Origin of the sequence: Gluconobacter sp. Dm-44, from assembly GCF_018256175.1 — a bacterium.
Taxonomy (GTDB): Bacteria; Pseudomonadota; Alphaproteobacteria; order Acetobacterales; family Acetobacteraceae; genus Gluconobacter; species Gluconobacter cadivus.
In genome coordinates, this window is sequence record NZ_JAERLZ010000002.1 from 69,772 (window position 1) to 85,858 (window position 16,087).

Consider the following 16,087-nt stretch of genomic DNA (forward strand, 5'->3'; position numbering starts at 1 on the left):
ACTGAACCAACTGACCACACGATAGACAGGGTATATTTTATAATTACTTACATACGAGGCGGCATATGGTTTCAATATTAAAATCAATTCTCTCTTTAAGCGCTTCTGGTGCTGTAAAGTCGCGTTCGAATATAACCGATCCGGTAAATCTGTTGGTAAAATAATAGTAATTTATTGAGGCAATGGTGATGTTTAACTGTGCTGCGTCAATGCCGGCACGGAAAACATTTTCCCGAACCCCTCGATCCAGAAGCGTTTGGATACGGCGAACGAATTTCTGGCTGATCGTTTTCAAGGTAGGCGAATTTTTGATATGGGCGGCCTTGCAAAGGTTTTCACTGTTCACGAGCGTGATGAACTCGGGATTTGCAATGTAATATTCCCACGTGAAGCGGACGAGCGTCTCAAGAGCGGTTCTTGGAGGGAGGTTCTCCAGATCCAGCAAATTCTCTTCAGCGCGGATTTTGAGATATTCCCGTTCCAGTACCGTTCTGAAGAGACCGTCCTTACTTTCGAAATAATGGTAGAGCATTCTCTTATTGGCTTTGGCATCCAGGGCGATGGCATCGACCCGTGCGCCTTCAAGACCATTCTTTGAAAATTCCTTTTTGGCGGCTTCGAGAATGCGTAATTTTGTGGCGTCCGCGTCCCTCACACGTTTTTTCGTCGCCTGGGACAATCTGCTTTTCTCAAGGGGCATCAGGGCCTGTTCCGCACTCAATATGGACGTTCTTTTTGAGGGAATCTGTCCCAAAAGAAAAGTAGCGCCTAAAATCACATATAAAATGAATAAAAATATCAACGTAACGTGATTTCATGGTGGCACACCCCTGAGATATATGTAAGTAACTAAACGGTGCGTTATGCGTTGGGAAGTTGGAGCCTGAGCGTCTCCGGTCAAATGAAAGCGAGGAGCATCCGAGAACGGAAATTATACGTTTCGATATTTCCAGGATCATCCACGTCAGAACAGTAAAAACCGGGCTGCACCTTGGAAAAGGAATGACAGCTCCAAAGTCGGCAGGAATAAGTCTCATGAATGTTGTTGCAAAGAATATTTCTTTACCGTCAAAGCCTCGTACATTCGGATTCTTTGTTGATGGAGAATGGCGCGCAGGTAAGGAATTCTTCGACCGCTCTTCGCCCGCACATAATGTTCCCGTTACCCGCATTCCACGATGCACGCGTGAAGATCTTGATGATGCTGTGGCCGCTGCACGTCACGCCTTCGAAAATGGAAGCTGGTCGGGGCTTCCATCTTCGGAGCGCGCTGCGGTTCTTCTGAAGGTTGCGGGCCTGCTGCGTGAGCGCCGGGATGACATTGCTTATTGGGAAGTTCTTGAAAACGGAAAACCCGTTAGCCAGGCCAAGGGTGAGATCGACCATTGTATCGCCTGTTTTGAAATGGCCGCAGGTGCTGCGCGTTTGCTGCATGGCGATACGTTCAACAATCTGGGTGAGGGACTGTTCGGTATGGTCCTGCGTGAGCCCATCGGTGTTGTCGGGCTAATCACGCCGTGGAATTTTCCGTTCATGATCCTGTGTGAGCGCGCACCGTTTATTCTCGCGTCCGGCTGCACACTTGTCGTCAAGCCCGCCGAGGTGACCAGTGCCACGACGCTGCTTCTGGCAGAGGTTCTTGCGGATGCGGGCCTGCCAAAGGGTGTGTTTAATGTGGTGACAGGAACAGGACGCACGGTTGGTCAGGCCATGACCGAGCATCAGGATATCGACATGCTGTCCTTCACTGGTTCCACGGGGGTTGGCAAGTCCTGCATCCATGCGGCGGCCGACAGTAACCTCAAGAAACTCGGCCTCGAACTAGGCGGCAAAAACCCCATTGTGGTGTTTGCTGACAGTGACCTCGAAGACGCGGCTGACGCGGTGGCATTCGGGATCAGCTTCAACACCGGCCAGTGCTGCGTTTCTTCAAGCCGTCTGATTGTTGAGCGGTCCATCGCTGAGAAGTTCGAACGTCTGGTTGTGGCAAAAATGGAAAAGATCCGCGTTGGTGACCCGTTTGATCCCGATACGCAGATCGGCGCCATCACGACGGAAGCTCAGAACAAAACCATTCTGGACTATATCGCGAAAGGCAAGGCCGAGGGCGCCAGACTACTTTGCGGTGGCGGGATCGTCGATTTCGGCAAGGGGCAGTATATCCAGCCCACGCTGTTTACGGATGTGAAGCCGTCCATGGGCATAGCGCGTGACGAAATCTTCGGCCCGGTTCTGGCATCCTTCCATTTCGACACCGTCGATGAGGCGATCGCGATTGCGAATGACACGGTCTACGGCCTCGCCGCATCGGTCTGGAGCAAGGATATCAACAAGGCACTGGCCGTAACCCGTCGCGTTCGCGCAGGCCGTTTCTGGGTCAACACCATCATGAGCGGTGGTCCGGAAACGCCTCTGGGTGGTTTCAAGCAGTCGGGATGGGGGCGTGAGTCGGGCCTGTATGGCGTCGAGGAATACACGCAGATCAAGTCTGTCCATATCGAGACTGGCAAACGTTCGCACTGGATTTCATGATGACGCGTGGCTTTGATTACATCGTTGTTGGTGGCGGTTCGGCTGGCTGTGTTCTCGCAGCCCGCCTTTCCGAAAATCCGTCCGTCCGTGTCTGCCTCATTGAGGCGGGGCGGCGGGATACGCATCCCCTGATCCACATGCCGGTCGGCTTCGCGAAAATGACCACGGGCCCGCACACCTGGGACCTTCTGACGGAACCGCAAAAGAACGCGAACAGCCGTCAGATCCCTTATGTGCAGGGACGGGTTCTGGGCGGTGGCTCGTCCATCAACGCGGAAGTTTTCACGCGCGGTCATCCGTCCGATTTCGACCGCTGGGCTGAGGAAGGCGCAGATGGCTGGAGCTTTCGGGACGTCCAGAAATACTTCATCCGCTCCGAAGGAAACGCAATTTTTGCAGGGGACTGGCACGGCACGAACGGACCGCTGGGCGTTTCCAATCTCGCAGAGCCAAACCCGACCAGCCGTGCGTTCGTGCAAAGCTGTCAGGAAATGGGGCTGCCCTACAATCCTGACTTCAATGGCGCGTCACAGGCAGGGGCTGGCATCTACCAGATGACCATCCGGAACAACCGGCGCTGTTCTACGGCCGTGGGGTATCTGCGTCCGGCTCTGGGGCGCAAGAACCTGACGGTTGTAACGCGGGCACTGGTTCTGAAGATCGTGTTCGACGGCACACGCGCCAAGGGTGTGCAGTACATTGCCAACGGCACCCTTGAAACAGCCGAGGCCACGCAGGAAATCGTTGTGACCGCGGGTGCCATCGGCACGCCGAAGCTGATGATGCTGTCGGGCGTCGGCCCTGCCGCGCATCTGCGGGACAAGGGAATTTCCGTCGTTCAGGATCTGCCGGGCGTGGGCGAGAACCTACAGGACCATTTCGGCGTGGATATAGTGGCGGAACTCAAGACGGATGAGAGCTTCGACAAATACCGCAAACTGCACTGGATGCTCTGGGCAGGCCTTGAATACACGATGTTCAACTCCGGTCCCGTTGCGTCCAACGTGGTTGAAGGGGGGGCCTTCTGGTATTCGAACCCGTCTTCGGACGTGCCTGATTTGCAGTTCCATTTTCTCGCCGGTGCCGGGGCAGAAGCCGGAGTGACGTCCGTTCCCAAAGGAACGTCCGGTATTACGCTCAACAGCTATGTGCTGCGGCCGAAGTCGCGCGGAACTGTCCGGCTGCGCTCGGCGGACCCGAGGCTTAACCCAATGGTCGATCCCAATTTTCTGGGCGATCCCGCTGATCTGGAAACCTCTGCGGAAGGCGTTCGGCTGAGTTATGAGATGTTCTCCCAGCCCTCCTTGCAGAAGCACATCAGAAAAACCTGTTTCTTTAGCGGTAAACGGCCAACGATGCAGATGTATCGTGACTACGCGCGGGAACATGGCCGCACGTCCTATCATCCGACATGCACCTGCAAGATGGGGCGGGATGAGATGTCCGTCGTCGATCCGCGCCTGAAGGTTCATGGCCTTGAGGGCATCAGGATCTGCGACAGTTCGGTCATGCCCTCGCTGCTGGGGTCAAATACGAATGCCGCAACGATCATGATCGGGGAGCGCGCGGCAGATTTCATTCAGGGGAATGCCTGAATGAAATCTGCCCGCACCTTCTGAAACTACGGGATAACAGAAAGCCGCGCAGTCATGCTGGACTCTTTCGTTGAAATTTATAGTAACCAACTAGTTAGATACTAAGGCATTGGAACATGACGAAAGTCAGGACAGCGACCGAGGCCGTGAGCCTCATCAGGGACGGAGCCATGGTTGCCGTCAATTCGTCTTCGGGGCTTCTGTGTCCCGACGCGGTTCTCGAAGCCCTCGGACAGCGTTTCGAAGCCACGAAATCACCCGCGAAACTGACGACCGTCCATCCGATTGCCGCGGGAGACATGTTCGGGACCAAGGGCGTGGACCATCTCGCCCGTCCGGGCATGATCACGAAAATCATCGGCGGTTCCTATCCTTCAGGCCCGAGCAATGCCGAGCCGCCGCTGATCTGGCAGCGGATCCAGGCAGAAGATCTGGCCGCCTATAATGTTCCGTCCGGCGTCATTTTCGACATGTTGCGGGAAGGGGCGGCGAAGCGTCCCGGCGTTCTGACCAAGGTCGGTCTCGATACCTTCGCCGATCCGGTGCGCGATGGCTGTGCAATGAACGAGACGGCCCGTCAGAACCCGCTGGTCCGTCACATGGATTTCGAGGGCGAGGACTGGCTCTATTTCCCGGCACTTCGTCCTGACGTGGCGATCATCCGGGCGTCGACGGCGGATGAGAACGGCAATCTGACATTCGAGCAGGAAGGCGCCACGCTGGGGGCCATGGAAATGGCTCTGGCGGCGCATAACAATGGCGGTCTGGTGATCGCGCAGGTCCGCCGTGTCGCGGCGCAGGGCACGCTTAAGCCGCATGACGTCAAGGTTCCGGGCATTCTGGTGGACCTGATCGTCGAAGCGCCGGAGCAGCTTCAGACAACCGCAACAGCCTATGATCCTGCCATTTCAGGCGAGATTTTCCGTCCGCTGTCCACGTTCGAAATTCCGGATTTCGGACCATCCAAAGTCATGGCCCGTCGCGTGGCGCAGGAACTGAAACAGGGCTGGGCGGTCAATATCGGCTTTGGTATTTCCGCCAATGTTCCGCGTATCCTTCTGGAAGAAGGACGGCATGGTGCGGTGACGTGGGTGATCGAACAGGGGGCTGTAGGCGGCATCCCTCTGCTGGACTTCAAGTTCGGCTGCGCCAGCAATGCCGAAGCCTTCGTCGCCTCACCCCATCAGTTCTCCTATTTTCAGGCGGGTGGCTTCGATTGTTCCCTGCTGTCCTTCCTTGAAATCGGACAGAATGGTTCGGTGAATGTCAGCCGTTTGGCTGCGACCCCGCATCGCACGGCCGGGGCAGGCGGCTTCGTTGACATCACGGCGCGCGCCAAACGGATCATTTTCTCGGGCAATTTCAATGCCGGGGCGAAAATGCATATCGAAGACGGACGTCTGGTGATCGACCGGGAAGGCAAGATCGCGAAAATCGTGCCGGAAGTGTCTCAGGTCAGCTTTTCGGGCGGCCGCGCCGCCGAGACCGGACAGGAGATCACTTATGTGACGGAGCGTTGCGTCCTGAGGCTGCTCGATGGCAAGCTGACGGTCACCGAAATCGCGCCGGGGATCGACTTGCAGCGGGACATTCTGGGTCAGGCGATGGCTCATCTCGAGGTTTCGCCGGATCTGAAATACATGAACGCGGCCCTGTTCCGGGATGAACCCATGGGTTTGACCCTGTGACCGTCTCCCCTCGCGCCAGCCAGACAGACAGGAACTGACCATGATGCTTCAGGACCGCATGTTTCTGACAGAACTCTTCGACGCTGCCGTTGCCGCGGCAGAGCCGGAGCAGATTTTGGCAGCGCATCTTCCCGCCCCTCCTAAGGGCCGGACGGTTGTCGTCGGCGCAGGAAAAGGCGCGGCCCAGCTGGCCGCGGCTTTCGAGCGCGTCTGGAAAGGACCGCTCAGCGGGGTCGTGGTCACGCGTTACGGCAATGTCTGCCCAACGCAGTTCATCAAGGTTCTGGAGGCCTCGCATCCGGTGCCGGACGAAGCGGGTCTGAAGGCCACGGAGGCGCTTTTCGAAGCGGTGAAGGGACTGGGGCCGGATGATCTCGTCGTGGCGCTCATCTGTGGGGGCGGTTCTGCCCTTCTGCCGTCACCGCCGCCGGGTATGACGCTCGCGGACGAGGCCGAACTGAACCGTGCCCTGCTCGCATCCGGTGCGCCGATTTCAGTCATGAACAGCATCCGCAAGCAGGTGTCGGGCATCAAGGGCGGCCGTCTCGCGGCCGCTGCGGCTCCGGCAAAGGTTGTGTCTCTGGTCGTGTCGGATGTCCCTTTCGACGATCCGGCGCAGGTGGCTTCCGGACCTACCGTGCCAGATCTGGGAACGCGGGAAGATGCCCGTCGCCTGGCGAAGACTTGGAAACTGCGTCTGCCTGAAAAAATCCAGTCCTGGTTGGATGGAGAAGAGGGCCGCGCCCTGCTGGCAACCGATCCTGTGTTCAGCAGCAACGAGGTGCGCGTCATCGCCTCGGCGCATCTGTCTCTGGAAGCGGCGGCGGATAAGGTCCGGCAGGCGGGGATTTACCCTGTTGTTCTCTCCGATGCGATCGAGGGTGAAGCCCGGGATGTCGGCAAGGTTCATGCTGCACTGGTGCGGGAAATCATCCTCAGAGGGCGACCTTTCCGCCGACCCGTCGTCATTCTGTCAGGCGGCGAAACCACGGTAACGATCCGCGGAAAAGGGCGGGGCGGGCGCAATACCGAGTTCCTTCTGGCTTTTGCGCTGGCGGCGGAGGGCCTGCCGTTTGCGGCTCTTGCGGCGGATACCGATGGTATTGACGGTTCGGAAGACAATGCCGGGGCCTTCGCCGATGGTGTCAGCATGGAGCGCCTGAGGGAGAGGGGGTTCAACCCTATGGATCTTCTGATGGAGAACGACGCCTATACCGCGTTCGAGGCGCTGGGAGACCTGTTTGTTCCGGGTCCAACCGGCACAAACGTGAATGATTTCCGGGCCGTTCTGGTTCGCTAGGACCGGCCCGAAAAGCTTCAATAATGATTGATCGGTGCATGTGGCGAAAGCCGTAGTCTTTAACAGTTTTCAATAGTAACCATCTAGTTAGTTACTTATGTGGAGTCGGCAATGTTTCTGAACGAAATGCAGGAAGAAGTCCGCGAAACGACACGCTCTTTCGTGGATAACGTCATCCGTCCCGCTGCCGAGGCGCTGGATCGTGAGGAACGCTTCCCGGCGGAAATTTACGAGGAAATGGGCAAGCTGGGCCTGTTCGGCATCGCCGTTCCCGAGGAACTGGGCGGACCGGGTTTCGATACGCTGACCTATGCGGTCGTAATGGAAGAACTGTCCCGCGGTTACGCCAGCGTGGCGGATCAGTGCGGTCTGGTGGAATTGATCTCCACGCTTCTGGTGCGTCACGGAACGCCGGAGCAGCAGAAAATGCTCCCCGACATCCTCTCCCTGAAACGCAAGGTCGCCTACTGCATCACGGAACCCGAGGCCGGGACGGATGTCTCCGGTATCCGCACAACGGCCGTGCGTGACGGGGACGGCTGGGTCCTGAATGGCGGCAAGATCTGGATCCACAACGCGCCGGTCGCCGATACGGGCTTTGTTCTGGCCCGCACCGACAAAGACGCGGGCAATCGGGGCATGTCCATTTTCATCGTGGACCTGCACGCCAAGGGCGTCGAGCGCGGCCCCAAGGAACACAAGATGGGCCAGCGCGCGAGCCAGGTCGGCGCGCTTGACTTCTCGGACGTGCGTCTCGGAAGCGACGCGTTGCTGGGCGAGATGAACCGCGGCTTCCATATGATGATGAGCGTGCTCGACAAGGGGCGCGTTGGTATCGCGGCTCTGGCGGTTGGCATCGCGCAGGCCGGTCTTGAGGCAGCCGTCGATTATGCCGGCACCCGCAAGCAGTTCGGCAAGCACATCTCGGAATTTCAGGGCGTACAGTGGCTGCTGGCCGACATGGCCAAGGACATCGAGGCCGCGCGACTTCTGGTTCACGCCGCTGCGACGAAGATCGATCGCGGACAGGACGCCACGCGCTCCTGCTCAATGGCCAAGTGCTTCGCCGGAGATATGGCGGTGGCGCGTACCGCCGATGCCGTTCAGGTCTTTGGTGGTTCGGGCTATATCCGTGGCTTCGAGGTCGAGCGTCTGTACCGCGATGCCAAGATCACCCAGATCTATGAAGGCACCAACCAGATCCAGCGCATGATCATCGCCCGCGAGCTCCTGCGTAAAGGCGCACGGGCATGAGACAGGTCGCTCTCGTCACAGGTTCCTCACGGGGCATCGGTTTCGCCACGGCTCAGGCCTTGGCGAAACGGGGCTTTGCTTTAGCGGTCAACGGGCCGTTCGAGGACGAGGAACTGCGCTCGGCTGTCCGCCGCCTGTCTGAAACCGGAGCATCTGTCATGGCGCTCCCGTTCGACATCACGGATCTTGCCGTGCATGCGGAAAAACTGGCGCAGGTCGAAGTAGAACTCGGGCCGCTGACAACGCTCGTCAACAACGCGGGTGTGGGCGTCCTTCAGCGCGGAGACCTGCTGGATGTGAGCGAAGCGAGCTGGGACCGGTGCCTGACGGTGAACACGAAGGCGCTGTTCTTTCTCTCGCAGGCTTTTGCAAAGCTGCTCCTGTCACGGTCGCGGCCCGAGAGCGTGTTTCATTCCATCGTGAACGTCACGTCGTCCAATGCGACGGCGGTCGCCGTCCAGCGGTCGGAATACTGCGCGTCCAAAGCGGCGGCGGCGATGGTGTCCAAGGCTCTGGCCGTGCGGCTGGGGCCGGAAAACATCGCGGTCTATGACGTCCAGCCCGGCCTGATCGCGACTGACATGACCGCCGCCGTGATCGGCCAGTACCGCCAGAGAGCGGAAGACGGTCTGACCCTGCTGCCGCGTATCGGCGAGCCCGAAGACATGGGCGGTATCATCGCGACTCTTGCTTCGGGCGGACTTCCCTACACCACAGGCCAGGTGATTTCGGCGGATGCCGGAATGCTTGTGCCGCGTTTCTGAGAGCGGTCATGAAAATCATTCTTCCCGATGAAACCGGCCGCAAGACGGACTATCACCTGATCGGAACCCCCGCGCCGACAGGTGTGCTGGGGCGTAATCCGGCTCGCATCGTCTATTCGGCGGCGCATGTCGTCGCCAACCCCTATACGGGCAGCGCACCGTCCGGGCCCGGTGCCATAGACTGGGACAGGACGATGGCGTTTCGCCGCCACCTTGCGGATCTTGGGCTCGGCATCGCCGAAGCCATGGACACGGCCCAGCGTGGCATGGGGCTGGACTGGCCCATGGCGCTGGAACTGATCCGCCGCACAAAAGCCGAACTGCCGGACGCTGATGTCGTCAATGGCTGCGGCACCGACCATCTGGACCCTGCGAGCGTGCGGGATGTGGATGCGGTCATCCGCGCCTATCTGGAACAGGTCGAAGCCATTCAGGCCGTCGGTGGCCGGATTATCCTGATGGCGAGCCGGACTTTGGTCCGCGTCGCGAAAGGAGCGGCGGATTATCTGCGCGTTTATCGCGAAGTGCTCTCCGCCTGCGACGAACCGGTCGTCCTGCACTGGCTGGGCGAAGCGTTCGATCCCGCCCTCGCCGGATACTGGGGCACCGACAGCTTCGATCAGGCCCTGCAAACCGTGCTGGAAATGATCGGACAAAACGTCGCCAAGGTGGACGGCATCAAGATTTCCCTTCTGGACAAGGACAAGGAAATCCGGATGCGCCGTCTGCTTCCCGAAGGCGTGAAGATGTATACCGGGGATGACTTCAATTACCCCGAACTGATCGAAGGCGACGAGCAGGGCTTCAGCCATGCGCTTCTGGGCGTGTTCGATCCGCTGGCGCCGCTGGCCGCCTATGCGGTGAGCAAACTCGGCGAGGGTGACAAGGCCGCTTTCCGCGCGGCGCTGGACCCCACGGTTCCGCTGGCCCGGGTGATCTTCAAGGCGCCGACCCGGTATTACAAAACGGGCGTCGTCTTCCTGGCCTGGCTGAACGGTTTCCAGGATCATTTCGTCATGCTGGGCGGCGCGCAGTCCATGCGGCCGCTGCCGTATTTTACAGACATCTTCCGGTTGGCGGATGGTTGTGGACTGCTCCGGCATCCGGAACTGGCCGTCCGCCGCATGAAGTCGCTTCTGTCGCTCTATGGAGCCGACTAATGCGCGACTTCACCCACGATCATTTCGCGCTGGCGCTGAACACCGCGACCCTCGGTCACAACGTCCCGGGCGCGGGGGCAGGATGGTCCGCTGAACGCACGATCGACGCCTGCGCCGAGCGTGGCATCGGCGGCATCGTCTTCTGGCGTCCGGAACTTCAGGGACGCGCCGCCTCCATCGGGCAATATGCCCGAGCGGCCGGGGTCAGCGTCGTGGGTCTGTGCCGTTCGCCATTTCTCGTGGGGCCTCTGGCGCCACAGGGGCGGCAGGGGGGCGTGGATGATTTCCGTCGGTCGATCGACGAAACGGCGGAGCTGGGAGGGGAAATCCTGACGATCGTGGTGGGAGGCGTCGAGCCCGGCACCAAGGGCGTCCGGGAGAGCCTCGGCATCGTCACGGACCGCCTGTCCGCGGTGCTGGATTATGCGGCTGACCGGGGGGTGAAGCTGGCGTTGGAGCCGTTGCATCCGATGTATGGCGGCGATCGCTCCTGCCTGCCGACTGTCCGCGATGCGCTCGATATCTGCGATGTCCTCAACTCCGAGACGCTCGGGGTGGCGGTCGATGTCTATCACGTCTGGTGGGACACCGACCTCCCGCGTCAGCTCGAACGGGCCGGGACACGCATCATGGGGTTACATCTGTGTGACTGGCTCGTGCCGACGACGGATTTTCTTCTGGATCGCGGGATGATGGGGGACGGCGTGGCGGATCTGAAAGCCCTGCGCGCGGGTGTGGAGCGCGCGGGTTACGCCGGGTTCTGCGAAGTCGAGATTTTTTCTGCAAACAACTGGTGGAAGCGCGATCCGGCCGAAGTGCTGGATGTGATGGTGCGGCGCTTCCGCGATATCTGCTGAGAACGGAGAGTATCATGAAGATCCTCGTCCCCGTGAAACGGGTCGTCGACTATAACGTCCGCATCCGCGTCCGTCCGGACGGATCTGGCGTTGACTTGGCGAACGTCAAGATGTCCATGAACCCTTTTGACGAAATCGCGGTCGAAGAGGCCATTCGTCTCAAGGAAAAAGGGGTTGCGACCGAAGTGGTCGCCGTCTCCATCGGGGTTGCGCAGGCGAAGGACACACTGCGGACCGCCCTTGCGATGGGGGCGGACCGCGCCATTCTCGTCACTGTGACGGATGATGTGAACGTGGATCTGGAGCCGCTCACGGTGGCCCAGGTCCTGAGTAAGGTCGTGACGAACGAACAGCCCGGCCTCGTGATCGCGGGCAAGCAGGCGATCGACAACGACATGAACGCGACCGGCCAGATGCTCGCCGCCCTGCTGGGCTGGGGACAGGGCACGTTCGCTTCCGCCCTCACGGTCGAGGACGGATCTGCGCTGGTGACCCGTGAAGTCGATGGTGGTCTTCAGACCATCAAACTGAAGCTTCCTGCCGTGGTGACGACGGATCTGCGTCTGAACGAACCCCGCTATGTGGCGCTGCCCAACATCATGAAGGCGAAGAAAAAGCCGCTTGAAGAGCTGTCACTCGACACGCTCGGCGTCGCGGTTCGCCCGCATCTGACGGTTCTGAAGACGGTCGAACCGCCGCAGCGTCAGGCGGGCGTGAAAGTCGGCTCCGTCGATGAACTGGTGTCGAAACTGAAAAATGAAGCAGGAGTCCTGTGATGTCCGTTCTGCTACTTGCCGAAGTCACCGAGGGGCGCCTCGGGACGGATACGGTCGCCAAGGCCCTGACAGCGGTTGGCACGCTGGGAGACGTGCATGTTCTTGTTACAGGCGAAAACTGCGCGGCAGCCGCCGATGAAGCGGCGAAGCTGGCGGGTGTGTCGAAGGTTCTTCTGGCGGACGATGCGTCTCTGGCGCACGGGCTTGCCGAACCCGTGAGCGCACTGGTCGTCTCGCTGGCAGCGCATTACAGCCACATCGCCGCTGGAGCAACGGCGTTTTCCAAGAACGTGCTGCCGCGCGTCGCTGCCCTGCTGGATGTTATGGTGCTCTCCGAAGTGACCGCCATACATGACGCCGACACGTTCGAGCGTCCGATCTATGCGGGCAATGCGATCCAGACGATCCGGTCCTTTGACCCGGTGAAAGTCTTCACAATCCGCACGGCGGCCTTCACGGCCGCTCAGGGTGGTGGAAGTGCTGCTGTCGAGGCAGTTAGCGTTCCGGCCGATCCCGGTCTGTCGCAGTGGGTCGAAGACAAGACGGTCGCCTCCGAACGCCCGGACCTGACATCGGCTAAAAGCATCGTGTCCGGTGGTCGTGGTCTCGGATCGAAGGAAAACTTCGATACCATCACCCTGCTCGCTGACAAACTCGGTGCCGCGGTCGGCGCAAGCCGTGCGGCGGTGGACGCGGGATATGCGCCGAATGACTGGCAGGTCGGCCAGACCGGCAAGGTTGTGGCGCCAGACCTTTACATCGCAGTTGGTATCTCGGGCGCCATCCAGCATCTCGCTGGCATGAAGGACTCCCGCGTGATCGTGGCGATCAACAAGGATGAGGACGCCCCGATCTTTCAAGTCGCCGATTACGGGCTGGTCGGGGATCTGTTCACCATCCTGCCCGAACTGACGGCAAAGATCTGACCATGCGCAGCCTCGGCATCACCTTCGGACAGGGAGAACGTTCATGACGACCATTGAACGCGAAAGCATGGAGTATGACGTCGTCATCGTCGGTGGCGGCCCGGCAGGCCTGTCCGCGGCCATCCGTCTCAAGCAGCTTGACCCGGACCTGTCCGTTGTTGTGTTGGACAAGGGATCCGAGATTGGCGCGCACATTCTCTCCGGGGCGATTGTTGATCCTTGCGCGCTTGATGTTCTGCTACCGGAATGGCGAAACATGAACGCGCCGATCAGCGTGCCGGTGCAGACAGACAGTTTTTACGTCCTCGGCGAGAAGGGACAGACACGTCTGCCCAACTGGCTCATGCCGCCCTTCATGAACAATCACGGCAATTATATCGTGTCGCTGGGGAATGTCTGTCGCTGGCTTGCCGAGACAGCAGAAGCGCTGGGCGTTGAGATTTTTCCCGGTATGGCGGCCAGTGAACTTGTTTATGGCGACAGGGGCGAGATCCGGGGCGTGGTCGCCGGAGAATTCGGTCGTAATGCCGACGGTACGCCGGGAGAAAATTACGAACCCGGCATGATTCTCGCCGGAAAATATGTGTTGATCGCCGAAGGTGCGCGCGGGTCTTTATCGCTTCAAATCATGGAGCGTTACGGCCTGTCGGATGGTCGGGACCCGCAAAAATTCGGGATCGGCCTGAAGGAAATCTGGGAGGTAAACCCGGCAAAGCACAAACCCGGCACGGTCGTTCACACGATGGGATGGCCGCTGGGGCGCAATGCAGGTGGCGGCGCGTTCATCTATCACCTCGACAACAATCAGGTCTGTGTCGGGTTCGTCGTGCATCTGAGCTACGAAAATCCCTATCTGGACCCATACCGGGAATTCCAGCGTTTCAAGCATCACCCGCTGATGGCCAGGCTGCTGGAAGGTGGAAAGCGGATTGCGTATGGCGCCCGCGCGATTTCGGAAGGAGGGTGGCAGTCGATCCCGGAAGTCGTTTTCCCCGGGGGTGCGCTGCTGGGCTGCTCGGCGGGGCTTGTAAATGTTCCGCGCATCAAAGGCAGTCATAACGCCATTTATTCAGGGATACATGCTGCCGAAGCTGCTTATGCGGCAATCCGAAAGGGGCGGAGCGGCGATGAACTCAGAGCTTATGAAACAGCCCTGAGGGAGGGACCAATCGCCCGCGACCTCAAGACCGTTCGTAACGTCAAGCCGCTCTGGGAAAAATACGGGCTTGCGGGCGGGATTGTGCTGGGCGGTCTGGATATGTGGACGGCGTCTGTAATCGGCGCGCCTTTATTCGGAACGCTCCATCATCACAAGACCGATGCCGCGGCGACGGGAAAGGCGGCGGATTTTTCGCCCATTGCCTATCCGAAACCAGATGGAAAGCTCAGCTTTGACCGGGTAACCAATGTGGCCTTTTCGTTCACCAATCATCATGAAGGCCAGCCCTGTCATCTGAAGCTCAGGAATCCTGATCTTCCGATCACGGTAAATCTGCCGGTCTATGCCGAACCTGCACAGCGCTACTGCCCGGCCGGGGTTTACGAGATTGTCGAAGATGCGGGCAAGCCGCGCTTTCAGATCAATTTCCAGAACTGCGTGCACTGCAAGACCTGCGACATCAAGGACCCATCCCAGAACATCGTCTGGACGCCGCCGCAGGGCGGGGACGGTCCAAATTACCCGAATATGTAAGTTTTACAGTTCAGATCAAAGTAACGGCATCCATGCAGGGTTCGGAATCCATGCCTGCCGAAGTGTTTCTTCCGATCATACAAGACGATCAAGAAGAGGAAGATGGTCATGAGTGACGTTGGCGTCGTACAAAGCATTCCGCGCGTTTCACTCAACGGCAGAAGTGCCCTTGTAGCCACACTGGCTGCGGTGGCGGGTCTGATGTTCGGGCTGGACCTTGGGGTCATATCCGGGGCGTTGAAATTTATCGGGATCGAGTTTCAGGTTAATGATTTCGGCAAGGAGTGCATCGTCTCCGGCATGATGGTCGGCGCGGCGCTGGGGGCGCTGTTTGGCGGTCGGCTCTCCTATGTTTTAGGGCGCAAAAAGCTGCTGATCATTTCGGCGCTGCTCTTCATTTCCGGCTCGGCGCTGTGCGCTCTGGCACCATCTGTCGCCCTGCTGATCGGCGGACGCGTCGCCCTCGGTCTGGCGATCGGTGTCGCAAGCTTTACGGCACCGCTCTATATTTCGGAAATTGCGCATCAGCAGCATCGTGGCGCCCTGATTTCCGTCTATCAGCTCATGATTACTGTTGGCATTCTGGTGGCGTTCATTTCCGATGCGCTTTTGGCATATTCCGGGTCATGGCGCTGGATGCTCGGAATTGTGGGAATTCCCGGCGTGCTGTTTCTGATTGGCGTGCTGTTCCTGCCGGATAGCCCGCGTTGGCTGGTCCTGCGTGGACGGCATGACGAGGCCTTTGACGTCCTGCACGGTCTGCGCGGCAATGATGCGCATGCCCGTGACGAAATCGTCGAGATCCGCGAGCAGCTTGCCCAGTCTGACGGTGGCTATACACTCTTCAAAAAGAACCCCAATTTCCGCCGTGCGGTCTATCTGGGCGTGGCTCTTCAGGCGATCCAGCAGTTCACCGGCATTAATGTGGTCATGTATTACGCGCCCCACATCTTCGAGATGGCGGGTTTCGGCACCAGCGCCGCGCTCTGGGGCACGGTCATCGTGGGGCTGGTCAATGTGCTCTCCACCTTCATCGCCATTGGATATGTCGACCGCTGGGGGCGGCGGCCGATGTTGATTGCAGGCTTCGTCATGATGGCGCTGGGCATGTTTACGGTCGGCATGCTGCTCTATTTCGGTACGGGCAACAGCGATCTGGCGCGTTACGCGGCTGTCGCGATGCTGCTGTGCTTCATCGTCGGGTTTGCCTTTTCCGCCGGGCCTCTGGTGTGGATCCTGTGCTCTGAAGTGCAGCCCATCAAGGGGCGAGACTTCGGTATCGCCTGCTCCACCTTCACCAACTGGGGCACCAACATGATTGTTGGTCTTACATTCCTGTCGCTTCTCACGGCGATGGGAAATGCCCAGACCTTCTGGCTCTACGCGCTGCTCAATCTCGTCTTTATTTTCGTGACGATGAAGTTCGTTCCCGAAACCCGGGGCGTCTCGCTTGAGCAGATCGAGCGGAATCTCATGGCGGGCAAATCCCTCAACCGCATCGGCCTGTAAGCACAGGTTCCTCCTCCCTCACATAAAAACAGG

Annotated in this window: 13 protein-coding genes; 12 read left to right on the top strand and 1 reads right to left on the bottom strand. The window is 59.2% G+C overall.

The features are described 5' to 3' along the window. Positions 1–43: 43 nt before the first annotated feature. The gene (locus JK213_RS03385; protein WP_194261023.1) at positions 44–700 is read right to left on the bottom strand and encodes a TetR/AcrR family transcriptional regulator; all 657 of its coding nucleotides are present in this window, start codon (positions 698–700) and stop codon (positions 44–46) included. Between the two features lie 335 nt (positions 701–1,035). Here JK213_RS03385 and JK213_RS03390 point away from each other — a divergent pair, with 335 nt between their 5' ends. The 12 genes from JK213_RS03390 to JK213_RS03445 all read left to right on the top strand — a co-directional run bounded on the left by JK213_RS03390 (position 1,036) and on the right by JK213_RS03445 (position 16,054). After that, positions 1,036–2,532 carry an aldehyde dehydrogenase family protein gene (locus JK213_RS03390; RefSeq protein WP_194261024.1) on the top strand — a complete coding sequence of 499 codons (1,497 nt, stop codon included), beginning with the start codon at positions 1,036–1,038 and terminating at the stop codon, positions 2,530–2,532. Then, on the top strand, positions 2,532–4,127 hold the full coding sequence (locus tag JK213_RS03395; RefSeq protein ID WP_194261315.1) for a GMC family oxidoreductase N-terminal domain-containing protein: 1,596 nt from the start codon (positions 2,532–2,534) through the stop codon (positions 4,125–4,127). The genes JK213_RS03390 and JK213_RS03395 overlap by 1 nt, the downstream gene beginning before the upstream one ends. 116 nt (positions 4,128–4,243) lie before the next feature. Beyond that, on the top strand, positions 4,244–5,815 hold the full coding sequence (locus JK213_RS03400; protein ID WP_194261025.1) for an acyl CoA:acetate/3-ketoacid CoA transferase: 1,572 nt from the start codon (positions 4,244–4,246) through the stop codon (positions 5,813–5,815). Positions 5,816–5,855: 40 nt separating this feature from the next. Continuing rightward, complete coding sequence (locus JK213_RS03405; protein WP_194261026.1) at positions 5,856–7,115, top strand: glycerate kinase; 1,260 nt, start codon at positions 5,856–5,858, stop codon at positions 7,113–7,115. Between the two features lie 111 nt (positions 7,116–7,226). Continuing rightward, positions 7,227–8,369 carry an acyl-CoA dehydrogenase family protein gene (locus JK213_RS03410; RefSeq protein ID WP_194261027.1) on the top strand — a complete coding sequence of 381 codons (1,143 nt, stop codon included), beginning with the start codon at positions 7,227–7,229 and terminating at the stop codon, positions 8,367–8,369. Further along, on the top strand, positions 8,366–9,133 hold the full coding sequence (locus JK213_RS03415) for a 3-ketoacyl-ACP reductase (protein ID WP_194261028.1): 768 nt from the start codon (positions 8,366–8,368) through the stop codon (positions 9,131–9,133). Before JK213_RS03410 ends, JK213_RS03415 begins: the two co-directional genes overlap by 4 nt. Positions 9,134–9,141: 8 nt before the next feature. After that, the gene (locus tag JK213_RS03420; RefSeq protein ID WP_194261029.1) at positions 9,142–10,293 is read left to right on the top strand and encodes a dihydrodipicolinate synthase family protein; all 1,152 of its coding nucleotides are present in this window, start codon (positions 9,142–9,144) and stop codon (positions 10,291–10,293) included. Beyond that, entirely contained in the window at positions 10,293–11,150 is an 858-nt protein-coding gene (locus JK213_RS03425; RefSeq protein ID WP_194261030.1) for a sugar phosphate isomerase/epimerase, read from the top strand. Before JK213_RS03420 ends, JK213_RS03425 begins: the two co-directional genes overlap by 1 nt. Before the next feature lie 14 nt (positions 11,151–11,164). After that, positions 11,165–11,926, top strand: coding sequence for an electron transfer flavoprotein subunit beta/FixA family protein (locus tag JK213_RS03430; protein WP_194261031.1), 762 nt, complete (start codon positions 11,165–11,167; stop codon positions 11,924–11,926). Continuing rightward, positions 11,926–12,852: an electron transfer flavoprotein subunit alpha/FixB family protein gene (locus JK213_RS03435; RefSeq protein ID WP_194261032.1), complete on the top strand. Its 927-nt coding sequence runs from the start codon at positions 11,926–11,928 to the stop codon at positions 12,850–12,852. Before JK213_RS03430 ends, JK213_RS03435 begins: the two co-directional genes overlap by 1 nt. Positions 12,853–12,895: 43 nt before the next feature. Next, positions 12,896–14,545 carry an electron transfer flavoprotein-ubiquinone oxidoreductase gene (locus tag JK213_RS03440; protein WP_194261033.1) on the top strand — a complete coding sequence of 550 codons (1,650 nt, stop codon included), beginning with the start codon at positions 12,896–12,898 and terminating at the stop codon, positions 14,543–14,545. A 108-nt stretch (positions 14,546–14,653) separates the two neighbouring features. Further along, positions 14,654–16,054, top strand: a complete 1,401-nt coding sequence (locus JK213_RS03445; protein ID WP_194261034.1) for a sugar porter family MFS transporter — start codon at positions 14,654–14,656, stop codon at positions 16,052–16,054. Positions 16,055–16,087 lie beyond the last annotated feature (33 nt).